Genomic DNA, 17,204 nt, shown 5'->3' with positions numbered 1-17,204 from the left:
AGGAGCAATTTGGGGTCGAGGCCATCTGCCGTGTTCTGAAACAAGCAGACCGTGGATTCATCACCTCCCGCGGCTACCGCAAAGCCACCACACGTGTTCCCAGTGCAAGGGCCTTAAGCGATAGCCTGCTTATCCCAGAGATTCAGCGCGTCCATGCGGAAAACTTCTCGGTCTACGGCATCCGAAAAATGTGGCACGCGATGAACCGTGAGGGCTTTCATATCGGCCGCGACAAGACCGCACGCCTGATGAAACTTGCAGGTGTGTCTGGTCGACGACGTGGACGCACCCCGGCGACCACGATCAGCCCTAAGGTGCCGGATCATCGTCCGGATCTTGTGCAGCGAAACTTCCGGGCCACAGCACCTGGGCGACTTTGGGTCGCCGACATTACCTACGTTCGCACCCTGTCAGGATTCGCCTACACCGCGTTTGTCATTGACGTCTACAGCCGCAAAATAGTCGGTGTTGCCACCCGATCTACGATGCGCACCGATGCGCTGCCGATGGAGGCACTGGAACATGCATTAACGACTGCCGGTCGAATCCACGGCGACCAGCTGATACACCACAGTGACCGGGGAAGTCAGTACGTGTCACTGAAGTACTCCACCGCACTGGCCGAAGCCGAGATCCGGCCGAGTGTCGGCACAGTCGGAGATTCCTATGACAACGCGCTGGCCGAGACTGTTAACGGTCTCTACAAGGCTGAACTTATCCATCCTCAAGGCCCGTGGACATCAGTAGGAGAAGTCGAGCTAGCCACCCTGCGGTGGGTGCACTGGTGGAACACCAAACGTCTTCACGAAGCATTGGGCTACGCCACCCCACAAGAAGTAGAAACCGAGTACTATCTCACCGAGCCCATCAACACAGGGCCGTAAAAGAAGCGGAACCAAACCCAGGACGCTTCACATGTCCATTTCACCCACCCAAAGGCTTACAAGCGCTAATAAACCCTAAGTATGGATTGGATGCCTTGCTTGTTACAACGAAGGTCGCCTGGTCGGCGATTGGGTTGACGCGGTTGATGCCGATGAAGTTGACCAAGCCACGGTGCACAAACACCCGGAGCTGGCAGCGTATCGCAACAATGCCAGTCACGACGAGCTGTGGTGCTTCGATCACGACTGCTTACCCATGAGTGGAGAAATCGCACCGCACGACGCTGTCGCATGGGGCGAGCGTTATGAAGAACTCGAAGACAGCCAGTGGGAACCATACCTGCGCTGGTGTACCGACGTACTCCACTAAACCACCACGCCACCAGATGCCGAGGAATTCCGCATTGCATGGCGGGGAGAATGGGCAGACTTCAGCGACTTCGCCTGGCAGCAATTCCAAGAACTCGGAGTCACCGACGGCATGACAGAAGAACAAGCGCGTTACTTCAATTTTGAGCAGTGGGCCAGCGATTACGAGATGGACTTCCATGTCCACCCTGCAGCCCACAGCGGGCACGTTTGGATCCACAACGCCTACGCATAGGAAAATTCCCGCACCATAACGGTGCGGGAATTTTCCTATGCAACGCGTTCACAACGTCGTGGGGAAGTACGCGCCCGAACCATCGATGGGCTCGAGACGAATGCTAGTAGAGCACGGCAGTCATCGGGGAGTTGTTAATTATGGCTGTCTTGGCTTCTAACTCAGCATGTGAAGGGGAAACCTCGATAGGGGAGCTCTTACATCTAATTTTCGTATCATGGAAAATACGATAACTAAATCCAACCGTAACCGTCCCACCATCCCTCACTAACGCTTTGTCTCTTCCCCAGTGACAATTGCTTACGACCCCATCGCACTCAACGCGCGGGAACGTAAAAATCTTGTGGAACCACCAGCTCACCCAAGTTGGTTTGAAAACCGTACGGATTTCACGGCAGTCCACAAAGTTCTCTACGTTTTTATCGTCTTCCAACTCTAGGTACCCTTTCTCAACAGGAATGGTCGAAGCCCTTGTCTTCTCGGCTTCATTGTAGACACCCGCTGAATAATTGTGGGGTTGCCGCAGATTTTCGTTAGCCATATTTTCTCCTAAATACTCGATTGTCATTCTACAGATCCGGCTGAAAGCTAGGCCGGACCTGCTGATGTGGCGAAGACTGCTGGCGTTTGCGAATCTTCATACTCACCGACTGGTAACGCTCCCGGAGGCGATCAGAAACCAAGTCGTTACGGAACTCGTCAACGATCTCGTCGACCGCTTGAGAGGCCTGACCAAATCCCCCCTGCCAGCCCTTTTCCAGAGCAGCATCGCGCGCACGCCTCGCCTCGGCAACGGCCTGATCGCGCATCTCTTGTGCCTCTTGAAGCAGTTGTTCACGCTTCAGCTGCGCCTGACTGAGCAGACGCTTCACTCCGAAGCAGAACGTGGCCGCAGCGAAGCGTTTCCTGGCCAAGGCCGTCAGATCCAATGCGTCAGCCGGGTATCCCAGAGTGATCAACACTGATAAAGCACCCTCCCTAGCCAGGGCAATCGCCGAGTTGAAGTCAGAGGAATCTGCCCGCCAACAGTGGAACACCGGCAGGTGAAATACCTCAACAACATCCTGGAAGGCGACCATGGTCGGCTGAAGCGGATCCTCGGGCCGAAAGGCGCGTTTAAGAACCGGACATCTGCATATCGGACGTTGAAAGGGATGGAGGCGATGCACTCATTGCAGAAAGGGCAAGGCACGATGTTTGCCTACGGGCAACCGAACCCGGACGCGGTGATCGTCAACCGGGTCTTCGAGACGGCCTAACAACGCCCATACGCAGCGGCCATCAGGGAATGAGAAACTGAGTCTTCGCTGCTCTCCGCCCAACTTTGCAACAACACCAGGTGGAGACTGCGAGTACGCACTTGACCCCGCCAACAGTGCCGCGCCAACAGTGCCGCCAAGCACCTGCAGGTAATACAAGCGGAGTTGCCTGCCACTTCCCCACTGGCCCGCGACGCCGGCATACTCGCCAAGTTCGTACGCGCAGCACAACGAAATCTGTCTCAACAGCGATCCGAAGATAACCCAGATGAACTTCTAAGCTTAGCCACCAGCCTCAAAGAGAAGCTGAAAGGCTCGCAATTATACGGTTCCCCTGCCGTTAGACAGTTAGATAAAACCTCACGTGAAGAAAATCGGCATGCTCTGTGCTATCCATTTTCACCCCTGCTTTCTACCGGTGCCGGAAACAGTAAGGTGGGCGCCGCGCAGCGTGAAAAACATCCCGACAATCAATGAACCAGCCGCCACTGCGAAACTCAAGGTAGTTGAGTTACTAAACACCACAGCGATAACCGCAGGGCCCATAATTTGCCCCAAGCTGTACCATGTCGTCAGGGAAGCCGCCGCAACTGGGCTCCCCGCTTTGAGACCCGCTTCAATAGTCAGCATCGTTACCCCCATGAAGGTAGCTCCGAACAAAAACGCCGACACAAACAAAAGACCGGGCCCAGAGCTGAAGACTGCCACGACAGCACCAGTAACCTGCAGGAAATAGCATCCAGCAAGCGCTTTGAAGGTTCCCACCCGGTTTGCCGCATACGACCAAAACAACGGGGATGGAGCGGTGGCGCATCCAGCTACCAGCCACGTCGAGGCGGCGGCTGTTTGCCCGAAAACCGGCTGCGCTAGAACCACCAGATATGTACCGATGATGATGTAGCCTGCGCCTTGGAAGAGATATCCAGCAGATAACCACCGCAATGGTTCAAGCGAAGATTCCTGTCCTTGGTCACTTCGTGGCCGAGTAGAAGAATCGGAGCGATTCTCACGTATTGGCCAATTCCATGCAAGAAGCGAAAGTGCTGCACTCACTGCTGCGCAGATAAGCCACAGTGCCCGCCATGAGATAACGCTTCCCCCCATGAGGACAATTCCTCCGGAGATGAGAATGCCTAACCCAACCCCAGCGTAAATTATTCCACCATCATGGGCTCGGCGTTTGACCACGGGAATATTCTGCGTCACCGAGACGAAAACTAGAGCTGAGATGGCACCAGCAAAAAAGCGGACCGCTATTTGCCACCACGGTGAGCCAGAGAAAGCAACCGCCGCCAGAAGCACTGTCGTCAACACAAGGGCTGCCCTGTGTAACCTTCTAGAAATCGGCACCCACCCTCGGGAGGCCGCCAAAGAACCCGCAAAATACCCGGCGTAGTTGGAGGTGGCGATCCACGCGCTGGACTGTCCCGACCAACCCAGGGAACCTACCATCAAAGGCAAAATGGGGGTATAAAAGAATCTACCCAAGCCCATGGCTACTGCTAGGCCGGCGGTACCACGCGACACCAAAAGAGCATCCCGGTGGGTAGTTTCAGTCGCAGCGGAGTGAGCGTCTCCTTCAGGCTTCCCCATTGTTTTCCTCTCGTGCAATGCCCTGGCCGATTTTTGCTCCTTCTACTGCAGCCGGCATTCCAGCCGCCAACACAACATTTTTGACCACTACTGTGTGCCCATCAGAGTCCATGAGAGCGTATGCTCCCTCTTGATCGGAAATAGATAGCACTCGCGTGGGCACTAAGTGAATATCTACATAATCTCGATAGGCAGTAACTACCTGAGAAGCTGCCCAGTGAAGATAAGCACCATAGAGAGCCCTGGATGTATAGGTGTCTGGCCCCGTTTGCAGAGCCTCTTCCAAAAGGACAGGATCTGAGTGTAGGAAGGCAGAGGCATTCTCAGATTTCAGCCATTCGTAAAATGTGGGACCTTCGAGATACCTCCCCTCGATACCGGCGCTGGAATCAGGGAAACCACTGAGCTGAGATGCCACAGTATTCATGAGGAGAGCAGGGGTCTGATAAGGATTCCACACCTTGCCGGATCCGAAGGATGAATCATCAAACCAGACCAGTACGGGTGTTTCTTCTCGATCATTACTGTGCGCCAACCGGTCCAGGGTTCTTTCGATGACCGCCAGCCCTCTCGGCCCCCCGCCCACAACAGCTACCTGGGCAGCCAGAGGAACGGCTCGACCGACGCCTAGAGAAGTAGAATATGGGGTCAGCTCATCAACAATATCGGCCGCGGGTGCCGAATGGGCGCACCCGTAGTTCACTCCCGCCCAAAGGTTAAGGCTTTCTACATCGCCAGCGGAATTAGCATTTGCTCTTAACTCTGAAGTCAAATGGTGAAGTTCCGGATACATCGACGGAGCGGACTGGGAGTACTTTTCAGTAAAAGTATTGGTGATGGTGCGAGCCGGTCTTCCGGTGAACGCCTTAGTAAGGGTGGTCGGTCGACCGCGTAACTCTTTCAGAGCAATCTTGTGGGTCTGTTTCGTCCCCGCCTCATCTGCGAGAAGAAAATGGGTGCCTACCTGTATGGCCCATGCACCCCGGCGAAGGAGTGCGAGGGCTTCTTTTGCAGTCGCGATACCACCTGCAGCAATAACAGGCTTACTTACTTTAGATAAGGCATATTCCAGCAGTTCAGAAGTAGAATGAGTCGATCCCTCACTCTCGGTAGAGAGCACAGTCGCTCGATGGCCTCCAGCTCCTGCCCCCTGAACACATATAGCGTCACACGAGGTGGATGCAAGAAAGTCGATCTCATGAGGCGTTGTCGCATTTAAAACAACACTTTTCCCCGCTTCTTGAAACTCATGGATCAACGTTTCATTAGGGTAGCCAAACGTAAAAGAAACTACTTGAGCCTGCGAGCTTAAAGCAATGTCTATCTTTTCCCGATAAAAGTCGTCCCCCGTAAAGGGTTGATCAGGTAACTCCGCAAGTATCTGGGGATCCTTTTCGAGTAAGACGCGGTACCGCTTCCATAGGTCTTGATCCTTAGAAGAACGCTCTCGATCCGGAGGCGGGCAGAATATATTTATCCCGTACGGGCCGTCCGCTTCACTTTCAACCTGTTGAATTGCCGATATCAGCTTTTCTGGAGTTAAGTAACCTGCAGCAATATTTCCCAAACCGCCGGCATTCGTTACCGCGACACAAAGTTCAGGAGTAGAAGGCCCCCCTGCCATTGGCGCCAAAATCAAGGGTCGCTTCAAGGTGATCATGAATGAAAATCCTTACTCAGTGAGATTCACGGCGTGATTCATGGTACACGATCCCCCCCCCCGAACCACAGACCATCGCTAGGTGTGATATTTGTCACCGCACTACACCGCCCCGTAGAGGTAAGCACGAAGCGATCCCACAGGAATGCGCACGGGCACACCGCGCTTAGGTGGGCGTACTGTTTTCAGTTCGCCTTGCTCGATAAGGCGCTCAACAGACCGAATGCTGATTTGGAGGCGATCGGCTATATCTTGCTTAGTTAGCGCTCGCAGCTCGTCGTGCGTAGAGCCCACGGAAGATAAATTAGGCATGAAAACCCAACTCCTTTGACTAGGAGATGAGCACCATTACCTATCTCGCGGGGGCATGTCTGCCTAGTCCCGCAAAGCGCACTCGGATATCGGAGCGGCACGCCAACTGTAACTCTCCCAGCAGATCACCATGCCCAGTTGGCGACATTCACTGCTGACTTCACCATTCACTACTCAGCCGAGGCGCCGGGTGTGTAGGCGCGATCCGACTGGGTGTACGACGCCGAGAAAAGCACACATTTTGTCGCTTAACCCGCGATTGCCACTCCTCCACACAACCCCCTGGCTCGCAGAGGTACCACGTAGGTACCACGGCAACCGCAGTACCACGTATAAAAAATGGAAAACCCGCCAGTTACCTGGCGGTTTGTCTCGTGGTCCTAGCTGGGATCGAACCAGCGACCTTTCCGGTGTGAACGGAACGCTCTTCCACTGAGCCATAGGACCGAACGAGTTGATACTTTACAACGCCACCCCGCGATTCCACGAATCCGCAGGACACAACACACTTCAGCACGCCTATCCCCCTCACGGAAGTGTGGGGATAGCGGTAGCGTCGATAAGCGAAGGGGCGGGCACACCAAACGACAGCGATGTAACTCAGAGATCGCCTCGGCGGGATCGGAAATCGGGGCGTGACCTCACGATTTGGACTATGATTACCAACCGGTTAATGTTTTATCTCGCACCACGCAGTGCTGGTCACCATGTTGACAGGCTCAAGGGTGCGTGCGGATGTAGCGCAGTTGGTAGCGCATCACCTTGCCAAGGTGAGGGTCGCGAGTTCGAGTCTCGTCATCCGCTCCAATCCCGTAAGGGATGAGCGCGATTAGCTCAGCGGTAGAGCACTACCTCGACACGGTAGGGGTCACTGGTTCGATCCCAGTATCGCGCACAGAGTCTTCATAGCAAGACTCGGGGCAAGCTCATGTTTGCCATGCGGATGTAGCGCAGTTGGTAGCGCATCACCTTGCCAAGGTGAGGGTCGCGAGTTCGAGTCTCGTCATCCGCTCCAAGTACATACGGGTACTTTGGAGGAAGCTCCACGGTGGATTGGTCGAGTGGTTAGGCAACGGTCTGCAAAACCGTGTACACGGGTTCGATTCCCGTATCCACCTCCAAGCTGGAAACAGCCCGCGCGATTAGCTCAGCGGTAGAGCACTACCTCGACACGGTAGGGGTCACTGGTTCGATCCCAGTATCGCGCACAAAGTCTTCGCAAGAAGGCTTGTGGCAAGCTCACGCTTGCCCCGCGGATGTAGCGCAGTTGGTAGCGCATCACCTTGCCAAGGTGAGGGTCGCGAGTTCGAGTCTCGTCATCCGCTCCACGCAACACCGTCGGGTTCTTCCCCGGCGGTGTTTTTGCATGTGCCCCTGCTTCTTTATGCTGGCATGCATGAAGCAGACACCGTTCACCACCGCCGACCTGCTAGGCCCCACGCTCCCACCCGCCGAGCGCGAGCTGAGGCTGATCGCAGTAATGTCACTGTCCGGCGCCGCCGCCGTCGAAGGCACCTCCGAATCGCTCGGTAACGACATCGATGCGGCCCTCCTCACCACGGTCCGCGCATGGTCCGACGTCGTCCTCGTCGGCGCCGGCACGGCCCGCGCCGAAACCTACTCCGGCGCCAAGTGCAGCGAGTCCGAGCGAGACAAGCGGGTCGCCCGCGGCCAAGCCCCCGTCCCACCTATCGCGGTGCTCACAAAATCCTTCGACTTTGACCCGTCCTCGCAGCTATTCACCGACACCGAAGTGCCGCCGGTCTTCCTCGCGCCGCAGGCCTCCCTCGACGATCCAGGCCTCGCCAGCGCGCGCCAGAAGCTTCTCGACGCCAACGCGCAGCTCATCTCCACCGGCGACGGCTCCGCACACGCCATCATCGACGCCCTCCACACCCACGGATTCAACCGCATCACCTGCGAGGGCGGACCGGGGCTGTACGGAACCCTCCTCGCGGCCGGTCTCGGCGACGTCCTCCACCTCACCATCGACCCGCTCGTCCACGGCAACGTCGAAACCACGCTCTTCGGCGCCGGCGGCAACTACAACGCGCGTCTCGCCCTGGAAGACGTGCACACGAGCGACGATTCCGTCATGTTTTGCCGCTACCGTCGCGCAGACCAATAGCCGCACCGGCGATACCGGAAACGCGCACCCGGTTCGGTACGGTAAATCGCGTGACTACCACGCTTCGCCCCTCCCCCAGCTGGCAGCAGCGGATCAACGCGCTGTGGACCTCGCCCGCGGCGCGCCCACCCGCAGCCGCCGCGCCGCGCAGCAGCACCGGGGACCTTCACTCCCCCTCCGCCCGCGCTGTAACGGCCGCCGCGTGGCCGCTGGCCATCCTGCTCATCGTGCACCGGCTTGTCGTGCTCGCCCGCGAGGGCTCACCCACCGACGACTTCACCACCGTGTGGGCGGCGACACACCGCTTCATCCAGCGGGTCCCGGTCTACAACGAGGTCTACCACTACGTGGACCCGCATTACCTGTACAACCCTGGTGCGACGCTCCTGCTCTCCCCGCTCGGATTGGCGGACTCGCCAGACACCGTGCGCCCCTGGTTCATTCTGGCTAACGCGCTCGCGATCATCGGTGCGCTCGCCTGGTGCGCCCGTCTTGCGGGTGGCCGGCTCACCGGACCCGTGTTCCCCGTCGCGCTCGCGGCGGCGTTTGCGACGGAGTCGGTGACCAACACGCTGGTCTTTTCCAACATCAACGGCATCCTCCTGTTGGTGCTCACCGCATTCCTGGCCAGCTACCGCGCCCACCGCTTCCTCATCGCTGGGGTCGTCCTCGGCCTGGCCATCCTGATCAAGCCTATGTTCGCCCCCCTTCTCGTGCTGCCGCTCATGCAGCTGCGTTTCGGGGCCGTGGCCGCAGGAATCGCGGTGCCAGCCCTCCTGAATGTGGTGGCCTGGCCGCTCACTCCAGGCGCCGACGACTATCTGACCAAGCTCGTGCCGTACCTGGGCATCACGCGCGACTACGCAAACTCTTCGCTCGCGGGCTTCGCTGTTTACTTCGGCATGCCCGCCTGGGCGCACGGTCTCCTCTTCGTCGTGCTCGGCGCGGCCGTCGCGGCCGCAGTCCTGGGCCTTGCGCGCTGGCGTTTTAGCGACGAATGGCTCTGGCTCACGTGTTCCACCGCCGTGCTCCTCGCCGGGGTGTGCCTGCTCAGCTCGCTCGGCCAGGCGTACTACTCAATGATGCTCTTCCCCGCAGCGTTTACGGCGCTGCACCGCGCCAGCCCATTCCACATCGCCGCGCCGTGGGCGGGCCTGCTTCTGTGCGTCAGCCCGCTCCAGTTCAACAGCACCGTCATCGGGCCGGTCGGCCGGTGGCTCAACACATTTCTGCCCACCGCGGGTTGGGCAATCTTCATCGTGGCAATCGCCGCTTGGGTAATCTCAGTGCTAACGCGTAGTCTGCCAGCAGCACCGGCACAGGAGCTACACGAGCCGGGCAAGACACCGGAGGCACAGGAGGCACAGCATGACTGAAAACAGCAACGATTACAGCGCTTTCACTGAGGACGATTGGAAGGCAAAACTCTCCCCCGAGGAGTTCTACGTCCTGCGCCAGGCCGGCACCGAGCCCGCGGGCGTCGGCGAGTACACCAACACCACCACCGAGGGCGTCTACCGTTGCCGTGCCTGCGGCGCGGAGCTGTTCCGCTCCACCGAGAAGTTCGACGCGCACTGCGGCTGGCCGGCGTTCTTCAGCCCGCTCGCGGGTGATGCGATCATCGAGCGCGAGGACCGCTCGCACGGCATGGTCCGCACCGAGGTGCTCTGCGCCAACTGCGAGTCCCACCTCGGCCACGTCTTCGCCGGCGAAGGCTTTGACACCCCCACCGACCTGCGCTACTGCATCAACTCCATCTCGATGACGCTCGACGAGCGCAAGTAAAACGCTTCTCGACGCCACGTGGACCGCGGCGTCTGCAACGGGGCGTCGACAAGCGTGCTCTGCTTAGGGCAGAATCTTGATGATCTCGCCAATGTCCGCGACGCGGCGACCCGTCTGGAACGGGATCTCCTCGCGCACGTGAAGGCGCGCCTCGGTGTAGCGCATCTTGTGCATGAGGTCCTCGATGCGCTCCAGGCTGGGCGCCTCGAAGGCGAGCATCCACTCGTAGTCGCCAAGCGTGAACGCCTCAACCGTGTTCGCGCGGACATCGGCGAAGTCACGCGCGGCTTTGCCGTGGTTGGCCAGGATGCGGCGGCGCTCCTGCGGGTCCATGATGTACCAGTCATAGGAGCGCACGAACGGATACACGGTGATCCAGGCCTCTGCCTCCTCGCCCATGATGAAGCTCGGCAGGTGGGATTTGTTGAACTCAGCCGGGCGGTGCAGGCCGTTGCCCAGCCACGAGACCTCGAGCAGCTGGCCGAGGGCGGTGGTGCGTCGGAAATCTGCCAGCGCCTTCTGCAGGTACTCAAACTCCTCGGCGTGCCACCAGATCATGAAGTCGGCGTCGGCGCGGATGCCCGTGTTGTCGTAGATCCCGCGTACGACGACCTTGCCCTCCGTCTCAAGGTCCGCGAAGAAGCGCTTCGCTTCCGCGGTCAGCTCCTCGCGCTCGGAGCCGAGAGCACCGGGGATGGCGCGGAACACCGCGAACTGGAGGTAGCGCTGGACGGAGTTCAGTGCGTCGAAATCAAGCTTGGCCATAGGTTTGTATCCTTCCTTCGGCCCGGGCGGGCCAAATCAACCGAAAGTCGTAGGGACAGTCTACGCGCCGTCGGCACGCGCCCCGGCGTTCGGCGCGCCTCCCACCCGTGGGCCGCTACGGTAGCTACGTTGAACCCTGTGATGAATTCGGACACCCCCTCCAACACGGGCGACGGCACACCCGCCTCGCACAGCGACACCGCCTCCCTGCCCGCAGATTTCTCTGCTGCGGTGGAGTCTATGCACGCTGCGAAGCTGCGGCCGGAAGTCACCCTCGGCACCATCCGACCACCCCAGCGGCCCGCGCCATTCAGCCACGCCGTCGGGCTTGAGGTCGACCGCTCCGGCGACGAGCCCGGCACCGTCCCCACAGACAGCGAGGGCGACGCCTTCGGCCGCCTCATCCTGCTGCACTCCCCGGACGCCGAGGAGGCGTGGGAGGGGTCCATGCGCCTCGTGGCCTACATCCAGGCCGACATGGACGACGCGGTCGCGTCCGACCCGCTGCTTCCGGACGTTGCGTGGCAGTGGCTCAACGAGTCCCTCGCCGAAGCCGGCGCGGGCTACACCTACCTCGGAGGCACCGTCACCTCAACGGCCTCCGTCCGCTTTGGCGAGATCGGCGGCCCGCCGCGCGCCTACCAGCTGGAGATGCGCGCCTCCTGGACCGCCGAGGGCATCGACCTCTCGGGCCACGTCGATGCGTTTGCCAAGGTGCTCGCGCACGTCGCGGGCCTGCCGCCGGAGGGTGTCACCGCGCTGGGTGCACGCAAGTAGTTCGCCCCGTGTGTGAAAAGGTGAATTACAGGCTCGTCGATACGCCCACCGGCTTCCAGGAGGCGGCCGAGGCGCTGGCGGCAGGCCGCGGGCCGTTCGCCGTCGACACCGAGCGGGCCTCGACGTTTCGCTACGGCGACCGAGCATTCCTTATCCAGGTGCAGCGCGAAGACGCCGGCACGTTTCTCATTGCGCCCGAGGGGCACCGCGACGACGCCACCCGCGCCCTCTCGCCTGTGCTGAACGGCGAGACCTGGATCCTCCACGCCGCCGCGAGCGACTTGCCCTGCCTGTCCGAGCTGGGCCTGCGCGCCGGCAGCCTGTTTGACACCGAGGTTGCCGCACGCATCGCCGGATACCAGCGCCCCAACCTGGCCAACATGGTCGAGCGCATCTGCGGCGTGGTGCTGGAGAAGGGCCACGGGCGCGAAGACTGGTCCAAGGTGCCGCTGCTCCGGGAGTGGCAGGACTACGCGGCGCTCGACGTGGCCTACCTCACCGATTTGGCCGACGGGCTCGCCGAGGAGCTCGCACAAACCGGCAAGCTCGAGTTTGCAGAGCAAGAGTTTGCGTACATCCTGGACACCTCGTCCTCGCCCCGCACGGGCACCGGCTCCTGGCGCGACCTGAAAGGAGCCTCGCGGATCAGCAGCGCGCTCAGCATGCAGCTTGCCAGGGCGCTGTGGACTGCGCGCGAGGCACAGGCAAAGCGCTCCGACCGCTCTCCGTCCAACATTCTGCAGAGCCGCGTGCTTGTCGACATCGCACTCGCCCAGCCGACCACCATCCGCGACGTCATGGCCGTCCCGGGGTTCCCGCGCCGACGCAAGGACCTCGCCGCTGCCTGCTTGGACGTGATGGCGAAGGCGCGCGATCAGGACCGCTCAACGTGGCCGACCCGCCCGAAATCAGCGCCGACGGATGTTCCCTCCAAATCGACCATGCGCCGCGAGTACCCCGCGCTCAGCGAGGCGCTCGAGGACGCCCGGGACGAGGTAGCGGACCTCGCCGACGCGCTAAACATGGAGGCGAGCACGATCGCCACCACGAAGCTGCTGCGCGCAGCGGTGTGGAAGGCGTCGCGCTCGCTGCACCCCTGGGATGTGCGGCGCGCTCAGCAGGAGCTCAGTGAGCTCGGCGCGCGGCCCTGGCAGTGCGAGCTCGTCGCGCCGATCATCGCGGCCGCGGGGCTTTCCGCCGCCGACGAGTAGGAGCGGCTAGTTCTCCCGGTCTGCGAGGTCAAGCGCCCATGTGCGCACTTGCTCGGTCGCAGACTCCGCATCCAGGCCGTACTCCGCCAGTACCTCATCACGCGACGCGTGCTTGGGGTACACGGACGGGAATGCCAGCTGGCGCAGCGGCGTATCAATCTCCGCGGCGTGGAGCGCCTCCGCGACGGCAGAACCCACGCCGCCGCGCATCACCCCGTCCTCGTACACCACCACCAGGTCCGCCGAGGCAGACATATCGATGAGCTCCGGCGCGACCGGAACGACCCAGCGCGGGTCCACGACCGTGACGCTGATGCCGTCGCCGGCGAGGGCGTCCGCGACCTCGAGCGCCGGGCCCGCGAACGTGCCGACAGCGACGAGGAGGACGTTGAGGACGGAGTCGTCGGAGTCGTCGTCGCGGTCAAGCGTGGTGCGCAGCACATCGACCGTACCGCGGCGCTCCTTCGCCTCGATGTCAGCGCCGACCTTGCCCTTCGGGAAGCGGACGACGGTGGGGCCGTCGTCAACGTCGAGCGCCTCGTGGAATTCTTCGCGCAGCCGTGCCGGGTCGCGCGGCGCGGCGATGCGGATGCCCGGGACTATCGACGCCACCGAGAAGTCCCACACCCCGTTGTGGCTCGCACCGTCCGAGCCGGTCACGCCGGCGCGGTCGAGGACCACCGTGATGGGGAGGTGCAGCAGGCCGGCGTCCATCAGCAGCTGGTCAAAGGCGCGGTTGAGGAAGGTGGAATAGACGGCCACCACCGGGTGCATCCCACCGAGCGCGAGACCAGCGGCGGAGGTGATCGCGTGCTGCTCCGCGATGCCCACGTCGAAGAAGCGATCCGGGAACTCCTCGGCGAACGGCTGCAGGCCGGTCGGCCCCGCCATCGCCGCCGTGATGGCCACGACGTCGTCGCGCTCGTGGCCGGCACGCAGCAGTTCCTTGGTAAACACGGAGGTCCAGCCGGGCGCGGACTTGGCCAGCGACTCGCCGGTGACCGGATCAATCACGCCGGTGGAGTGCATCTGGTCCGCCTCATTGTTCACGGCCGGGGCGAAGCCGTGGCCCTTCTCCGTCACCACGTGAACGATCAGGGGGCCGTCGTAGCGCTGCGCGTAGTGGAACGCGCTGAGCAGCGCCTTGAGGTCATGGCCTTCCACCGGGCCGACGTACTTCATGCCCAGGTCCGGGAACATCTCCGTGGGCAGCACCTGGTACTTCACGCCTGCCTTGAGCGCGTGGAGCGCTTCGAACGTCCGCTCTCCGACCCAGCCCATAGACTTCAAGGTCTTCTTGCCGGACTCCATGACTTCGTCGTAGCCCGGCTGCATCCGCAGCGCGACGAGCTGGTCGCGAAGTTTGGACAGGTTGTTTGCAAAGCCGCCGATGGTTGGCGAGTAGGACCGCCCGTTGTCATTGACCACGATGACCACGTTGCGGTTGCCCGCCGCGATGTTGTTCAGCGCCTCCCAGCACATGCCGCCGGTGAGCGCGCCGTCGCCCACAACGGCGACCACCTTGTCGTCGCCGTTGCCGCTGAGCTCCTTGGCCTTGGACAGGCCGTCCGCGTAGGACAGCGACGCGCTGGCGTGCGAGGATTCCGTCCAGTCGTGCTCCGACTCAGCACGGTCGGTGTATCCGGAGAGCCCGCCTCGCTTACGCAGCGTGTCAAACTTGTCGGCGCGGCCGGTAAGAATCTTGTGCACGTAGGACTGGTGCGAGGTATCAAAAATGATCGGGTCCTGCGGCGAGTTGAACACAGAGTGCAGCGCCAGCGTGAGCTCGACAACACCGAGGTTCGGCCCGAGGTGCCCGCCGGTGGCGGAGACCTTAGCAATCAGCAGCTCACGGATCTCCTCCGCGAGCGCGTCAAGTTCCTCCACCGACAGCTTTTTCACGTCGGTTGGCGATGTGATTCCCTCGAGCATTCCCACTGTTGTCAAGCTCTCCTTCGTCTCGCCGGTATTCCCCGCCATGTTACACCGTGCCGCCACGCTGCCCTATCCTTGCAGCGCTCACGCCCGGGGCGTCAGGAGGACGACGGTTTCGAAGTGGTGGGTGAGCGGGAAGGCGTCGATAAGCATCATGCGCTCGACGCGGTACCCGTGCTCGCCCCAGGTGCCCAAATCGCGCGCGAGTGTTGCGGGATCGCAGCCGATGTGGATGACACGTGGTGGCGCGGCCTGAGCCACCGCGCCGACGACCTCGGCTCCCGCGCCGGATCGCGGCGGGTCGAGCACTACGAGCGCTGGGCTGGGCAGCTTATCGACGCTCACCTCCACCCGAGCATTCCGCACCCGCACATCCAGGTCCGCAAGCCCCGGCTGCGGCGTCCCGGTCGCCGCCGGCGAGTAGTCCACGGTCTCGACGCGGCCCCCACCCAGCGCGCGACTGATCGCGGGCGCGAACATGCCGACGCCGCCATAGAGATCCCAGCCAACAGCACCGGGAGCGTTGGCAGCCTCGCCCCACTGCGCAACGATGTCGGCGTACGCCTGCGGTGCCGCGGTGTGCGCCTGCCAAAAGGCGGTGGCTGGGAAGGTGAACTCGCGGTCGTCGACACGCTCGGTGACCATCCCGGTGCCTTCGATGACAGTGTCGATTGTCTCCACGCGGCGCCCGCGCTGCACCTTTGCCGTCTCCACGACGTGCCGGGCTCCAGTGGAATCGATCACCGCGATGACCTCGGCTCCCGGAGTGAAGCGGCGACCGCCGGGGCCGACGAGGCCGTCGAGCAGGCCGGGCACCATCTGGGCACAGGGGAACTCGGTTACCAGCTCGGTGGAACGCAGCTTGCGCAGGCCGGCGCGGCCCTCGCTATCCACGCCCAGCCGGGCGCGGGTGCGCCAGCCGTGTTCGGGCGCGAGCGCGGTTTCCTGAAGATCACTGTCGGCTTGGAACCCGTCGAGCACCCCAGATCGCTTCGCCAGGGTTCGCAGCTGGCCGACGAGCACCTCACGCTTCAGCTCGCGCTGCGCGGGAGCTGTCACGAAACCGAAGTCGCAACATCCGGCCCCGTGCGCCGCAGCCTGGCACACCTGGCGGGTGCGCTGCGGGGATGGCTCGAGGACCTCGACGGGGTCTGCGCGCGCCCACCGCTTTTTCACCTTGGTGGGCCGGGCTTCGACGCGGTCGCCGGGGATTGCGCCGCGGACGAACACCACACGTCCGTCGGGCGCGTCGGCGATTCCCTCCCCTCCGTGCGCCATTGCGCGGACGGAGACCTCGAGGGTCTCGCCTACCTCAAGTACCCCGGTTCCCGAGTCTGCCATGCGTGGAAACTACTTATCCTTGTTGAACTGGTTGTTCTGGTCGATGATCTGCTTGAGCGCGTCGCTGAGCAGGTTCGGGTTGCCACTCTGCGGAGCACTCTGGCCCGCAGCGGCGCTCTGGCCCTGCTGAGCACGCTGCTGCACCGCCTGCTGCACCTGCTCTGCGATCTTCTTCGGCAGGATCACATCGAGGGAGCTACCGGCCAGGACCGGGTCGTTGCCGCGATACACAAAGGATCGCGCTACGATCTCGCGCCCCAGCTTTGCCAGGTCGTCCTCACGGCCCTGCGGCGCGGCGAGGGTGACGCGGTAGAGCCAACGCGGACCCTCCACACCGATGATGCGGATCACACCATTCGTGCCCTGACCAACGATCTCTTTGCCCCACGGCCCCTGCTCGAAGGTGACCGGCATGCCCTCGTTGCGCATGCCCTCTGCAATCTCCTCGGCGGAGTCGTCCCAGAGACCACCGCTGCGCGGAGCCGCGAAGGCAACCGGGGTGACGCGACCGTAGCGGGTGACAATGTGGACCATCTTCGGCCCCTGCTCACCCATCTCCACCTGCACCTGCGCCTCCTTCGGGAACGGGATGCGCATGGAGTGCAGGTTCAGCGTGGCGCTGGAGAAGTCAGAGAAATCAAAGTCCTCGATGTTGACGGAGTCGCCGTCGAAGGGGCCGGTACTGCCGTTGATCGGGTCGTAGTCCGTCAGCGGTGCGGTGCCAGCCGCCTGGCCGCCGTCCTGCACCGCGGGTGCCGCCGCCACCGCAGGTTCCTCTGCTTCGGGCGCAGCTGCTTCTGCCTGTGCTGCTGCGGCGTCCGGAGTATCGGTGGGCTCGGCAGACTCGGTGTGCTCGGGGACCTGCTGGGCAGCCGCGTCGTTGTCGGCCTTGTTGCGGTTCTTCTTCTTGCCAAACGGCCACAGTGCCATAGTTTCTGTCCTCCTCGCGC

General features: G+C 61.9%; 15 protein-coding genes, 7 tRNA genes and 2 pseudogenes. 14 read left to right on the top strand and 10 right to left on the bottom strand.

All coding sequences use genetic code 11. The features are described 5' to 3' along the window. The coding region (locus OVO38_RS11885) for an IS3 family transposase (RefSeq protein WP_267208612.1) at positions 1-884 on the top strand (884 nt) is incomplete at its 5' end. An 85-nt stretch (positions 885-969) separates the two neighbouring features. Continuing rightward, positions 970-1,488, top strand: a pseudogene (locus OVO38_RS11880) (antirestriction protein ArdA). A gap of 103 nt (positions 1,489-1,591) precedes the next feature. Here OVO38_RS11880 and OVO38_RS11875 read toward each other — a convergent pair. Both OVO38_RS11875 and OVO38_RS11870 read right to left on the bottom strand, forming a co-directional pair. After that, entirely contained in the window at positions 1,592-2,029 is a 438-nt protein-coding gene (locus OVO38_RS11875; RefSeq protein WP_267208611.1) for a hypothetical protein, read from the bottom strand. A 28-nt stretch (positions 2,030-2,057) separates the two neighbouring features. After that, on the bottom strand, positions 2,058-2,450 hold the full coding sequence (locus OVO38_RS11870) for a hypothetical protein (RefSeq protein ID WP_267208610.1): 393 nt from the start codon (positions 2,448-2,450) through the stop codon (positions 2,058-2,060). Between OVO38_RS11870 and OVO38_RS11865 the strand changes: the two are divergent. Continuing rightward, positions 2,374-2,747: pseudogene (locus OVO38_RS11865) on the top strand (DDE-type integrase/transposase/recombinase). The gene OVO38_RS11870 and the pseudogene OVO38_RS11865 overlap by 77 nt on opposite strands. Before the next feature lie 399 nt (positions 2,748-3,146). Here the strand turns inward: OVO38_RS11865 and OVO38_RS11860 are convergent. The 4 genes from OVO38_RS11860 to OVO38_RS11845 all read right to left on the bottom strand — a co-directional run bounded on the left by OVO38_RS11860 (position 3,147) and on the right by OVO38_RS11845 (position 6,759). Further along, positions 3,147-4,241: a YbfB/YjiJ family MFS transporter gene (locus tag OVO38_RS11860; protein WP_255396003.1), complete on the bottom strand. Its 1,095-nt coding sequence runs from the start codon at positions 4,239-4,241 to the stop codon at positions 3,147-3,149. Positions 4,242-4,326: 85 nt separating this feature from the next. After that, positions 4,327-6,000 (bottom strand): FAD/NAD(P)-binding protein, encoded by a 1,674-nt coding sequence (locus OVO38_RS11855; protein WP_165765510.1) that lies wholly within the window; start codon positions 5,998-6,000, stop codon positions 4,327-4,329. A 102-nt stretch (positions 6,001-6,102) separates the two neighbouring features. Then, on the bottom strand, positions 6,103-6,312 hold the full coding sequence (locus tag OVO38_RS11850; RefSeq protein WP_095276254.1) for a helix-turn-helix domain-containing protein: 210 nt from the start codon (positions 6,310-6,312) through the stop codon (positions 6,103-6,105). A gap of 375 nt (positions 6,313-6,687) precedes the next feature. Next, positions 6,688-6,759 (bottom strand) — tRNA-Val (locus OVO38_RS11845). A 284-nt stretch (positions 6,760-7,043) separates the two neighbouring features. Between OVO38_RS11845 and OVO38_RS11840 the strand changes: the two genes are divergently transcribed. The 9 genes from OVO38_RS11840 to msrB all read left to right on the top strand — a co-directional run bounded on the left by OVO38_RS11840 (position 7,044) and on the right by msrB (position 10,225). Further along, a tRNA-Gly gene (locus tag OVO38_RS11840) sits at positions 7,044-7,119 on the top strand. Positions 7,120-7,135: 16 nt separating this feature from the next. Further along, positions 7,136-7,207 (top strand) — tRNA-Val (locus OVO38_RS11835). A 44-nt stretch (positions 7,208-7,251) separates the two neighbouring features. Further along, positions 7,252-7,327 (top strand) — tRNA-Gly (locus OVO38_RS11830). Positions 7,328-7,359: 32 nt separating this feature from the next. After that, positions 7,360-7,433 (top strand) — tRNA-Cys (locus OVO38_RS11825). Between the two features lie 15 nt (positions 7,434-7,448). Further along, positions 7,449-7,520 (top strand) — tRNA-Val (locus OVO38_RS11820). A 44-nt stretch (positions 7,521-7,564) separates the two neighbouring features. Then, positions 7,565-7,640, top strand: a tRNA-Gly gene (locus OVO38_RS11815). Positions 7,641-7,708: 68 nt separating this feature from the next. After that, entirely contained in the window at positions 7,709-8,440 is a 732-nt protein-coding gene (locus OVO38_RS11810; RefSeq protein ID WP_267208608.1) for a pyrimidine reductase family protein, read from the top strand. A 50-nt stretch (positions 8,441-8,490) separates the two neighbouring features. After that, positions 8,491-9,816 carry a glycosyltransferase family 87 protein gene (locus tag OVO38_RS11805; RefSeq protein ID WP_267208607.1) on the top strand — a complete coding sequence of 442 codons (1,326 nt, stop codon included), beginning with the start codon at positions 8,491-8,493 and terminating at the stop codon, positions 9,814-9,816. Further along, the gene (gene msrB / locus OVO38_RS11800) at positions 9,809-10,225 is read left to right on the top strand and encodes a peptide-methionine (R)-S-oxide reductase MsrB (protein WP_122085727.1); all 417 of its coding nucleotides are present in this window, start codon (positions 9,809-9,811) and stop codon (positions 10,223-10,225) included. Before OVO38_RS11805 ends, msrB begins: the two co-directional genes overlap by 8 nt. Positions 10,226-10,288: 63 nt before the next feature. On the opposite strand, the gene hemQ is transcribed toward msrB, so the two are convergent. Then, on the bottom strand, positions 10,289-10,990 hold the full coding sequence (gene hemQ, locus OVO38_RS11795; RefSeq protein WP_267208606.1) for a hydrogen peroxide-dependent heme synthase: 702 nt from the start codon (positions 10,988-10,990) through the stop codon (positions 10,289-10,291). Positions 10,991-11,131: 141 nt separating this feature from the next. Between hemQ and OVO38_RS11790 the strand changes: the two genes are divergently transcribed. Both OVO38_RS11790 and OVO38_RS11785 read left to right on the top strand, forming a co-directional pair. Beyond that, complete coding sequence (locus OVO38_RS11790) at positions 11,132-11,767, top strand: DUF3000 domain-containing protein (protein WP_267208615.1); 636 nt, start codon at positions 11,132-11,134, stop codon at positions 11,765-11,767. A gap of 8 nt (positions 11,768-11,775) precedes the next feature. Beyond that, complete coding sequence (locus tag OVO38_RS11785) at positions 11,776-12,978, top strand: HRDC domain-containing protein (protein ID WP_267208605.1); 1,203 nt, start codon at positions 11,776-11,778, stop codon at positions 12,976-12,978. A gap of 6 nt (positions 12,979-12,984) precedes the next feature. Here OVO38_RS11785 and dxs read toward each other — a convergent pair whose 3' ends face one another. From dxs to OVO38_RS11770, 3 genes are all read right to left on the bottom strand, one after another. Continuing rightward, a complete protein-coding gene (dxs, locus tag OVO38_RS11780; protein ID WP_267208614.1) occupies positions 12,985-14,916 on the bottom strand; it encodes a 1-deoxy-D-xylulose-5-phosphate synthase in 1,932 nt (643 codons plus the stop codon). Positions 14,917-14,997: 81 nt separating this feature from the next. Then, on the bottom strand, positions 14,998-16,254 hold the full coding sequence (locus OVO38_RS11775; protein WP_267208604.1) for a class I SAM-dependent RNA methyltransferase: 1,257 nt from the start codon (positions 16,252-16,254) through the stop codon (positions 14,998-15,000). Positions 16,255-16,263: 9 nt separating this feature from the next. Further along, positions 16,264-17,184 carry a DUF3710 domain-containing protein gene (locus OVO38_RS11770; protein WP_267208603.1) on the bottom strand — a complete coding sequence of 307 codons (921 nt, stop codon included), beginning with the start codon at positions 17,182-17,184 and terminating at the stop codon, positions 16,264-16,266. Positions 17,185-17,204: the final 20 nt, after the last annotated feature.

Source organism: Corynebacterium sp. Marseille-P8863, assembly GCF_946902955.1.
GTDB classification, from domain to species: domain Bacteria; phylum Actinomycetota; class Actinomycetes; order Mycobacteriales; family Mycobacteriaceae; genus Corynebacterium; species Corynebacterium gottingense.
This window is presented reverse-complemented; position numbering and strand designations above follow the sequence as displayed.

Coding starts and splice junctions, on each gene's coding strand:
- OVO38_RS11875 (WP_267208611.1), bottom strand. CDS start 2,029: ATGGCTAACGAAAATCTGCGGCAACCCCACAATTATTCAGCGGGTGTC.
- OVO38_RS11810 (WP_267208608.1), top strand. CDS start 7,709: ATGAAGCAGACACCGTTCACCACCGCCGACCTGCTAGGCCCCACGCTC.
- OVO38_RS11770 (WP_267208603.1), bottom strand. CDS start 17,184: ATGGCACTGTGGCCGTTTGGCAAGAAGAAGAACCGCAACAAGGCCGAC.
- msrB (WP_122085727.1), top strand. CDS start 9,809: ATGACTGAAAACAGCAACGATTACAGCGCTTTCACTGAGGACGATTGG.
- OVO38_RS11775 (WP_267208604.1), bottom strand. CDS start 16,254: ATGGCAGACTCGGGAACCGGGGTACTTGAGGTAGGCGAGACCCTCGAG.
- OVO38_RS11850 (WP_095276254.1), bottom strand. CDS start 6,312: ATGCCTAATTTATCTTCCGTGGGCTCTACGCACGACGAGCTGCGAGCG.
- OVO38_RS11855 (WP_165765510.1), bottom strand. CDS start 6,000: ATGATCACCTTGAAGCGACCCTTGATTTTGGCGCCAATGGCAGGGGGG.
- OVO38_RS11790 (WP_267208615.1), top strand. CDS start 11,132: ATGAATTCGGACACCCCCTCCAACACGGGCGACGGCACACCCGCCTCG.
- OVO38_RS11860 (WP_255396003.1), bottom strand. CDS start 4,241: ATGGGCTTGGGTAGATTCTTTTATACCCCCATTTTGCCTTTGATGGTA.
- hemQ (WP_267208606.1), bottom strand. CDS start 10,990: ATGGCCAAGCTTGATTTCGACGCACTGAACTCCGTCCAGCGCTACCTC.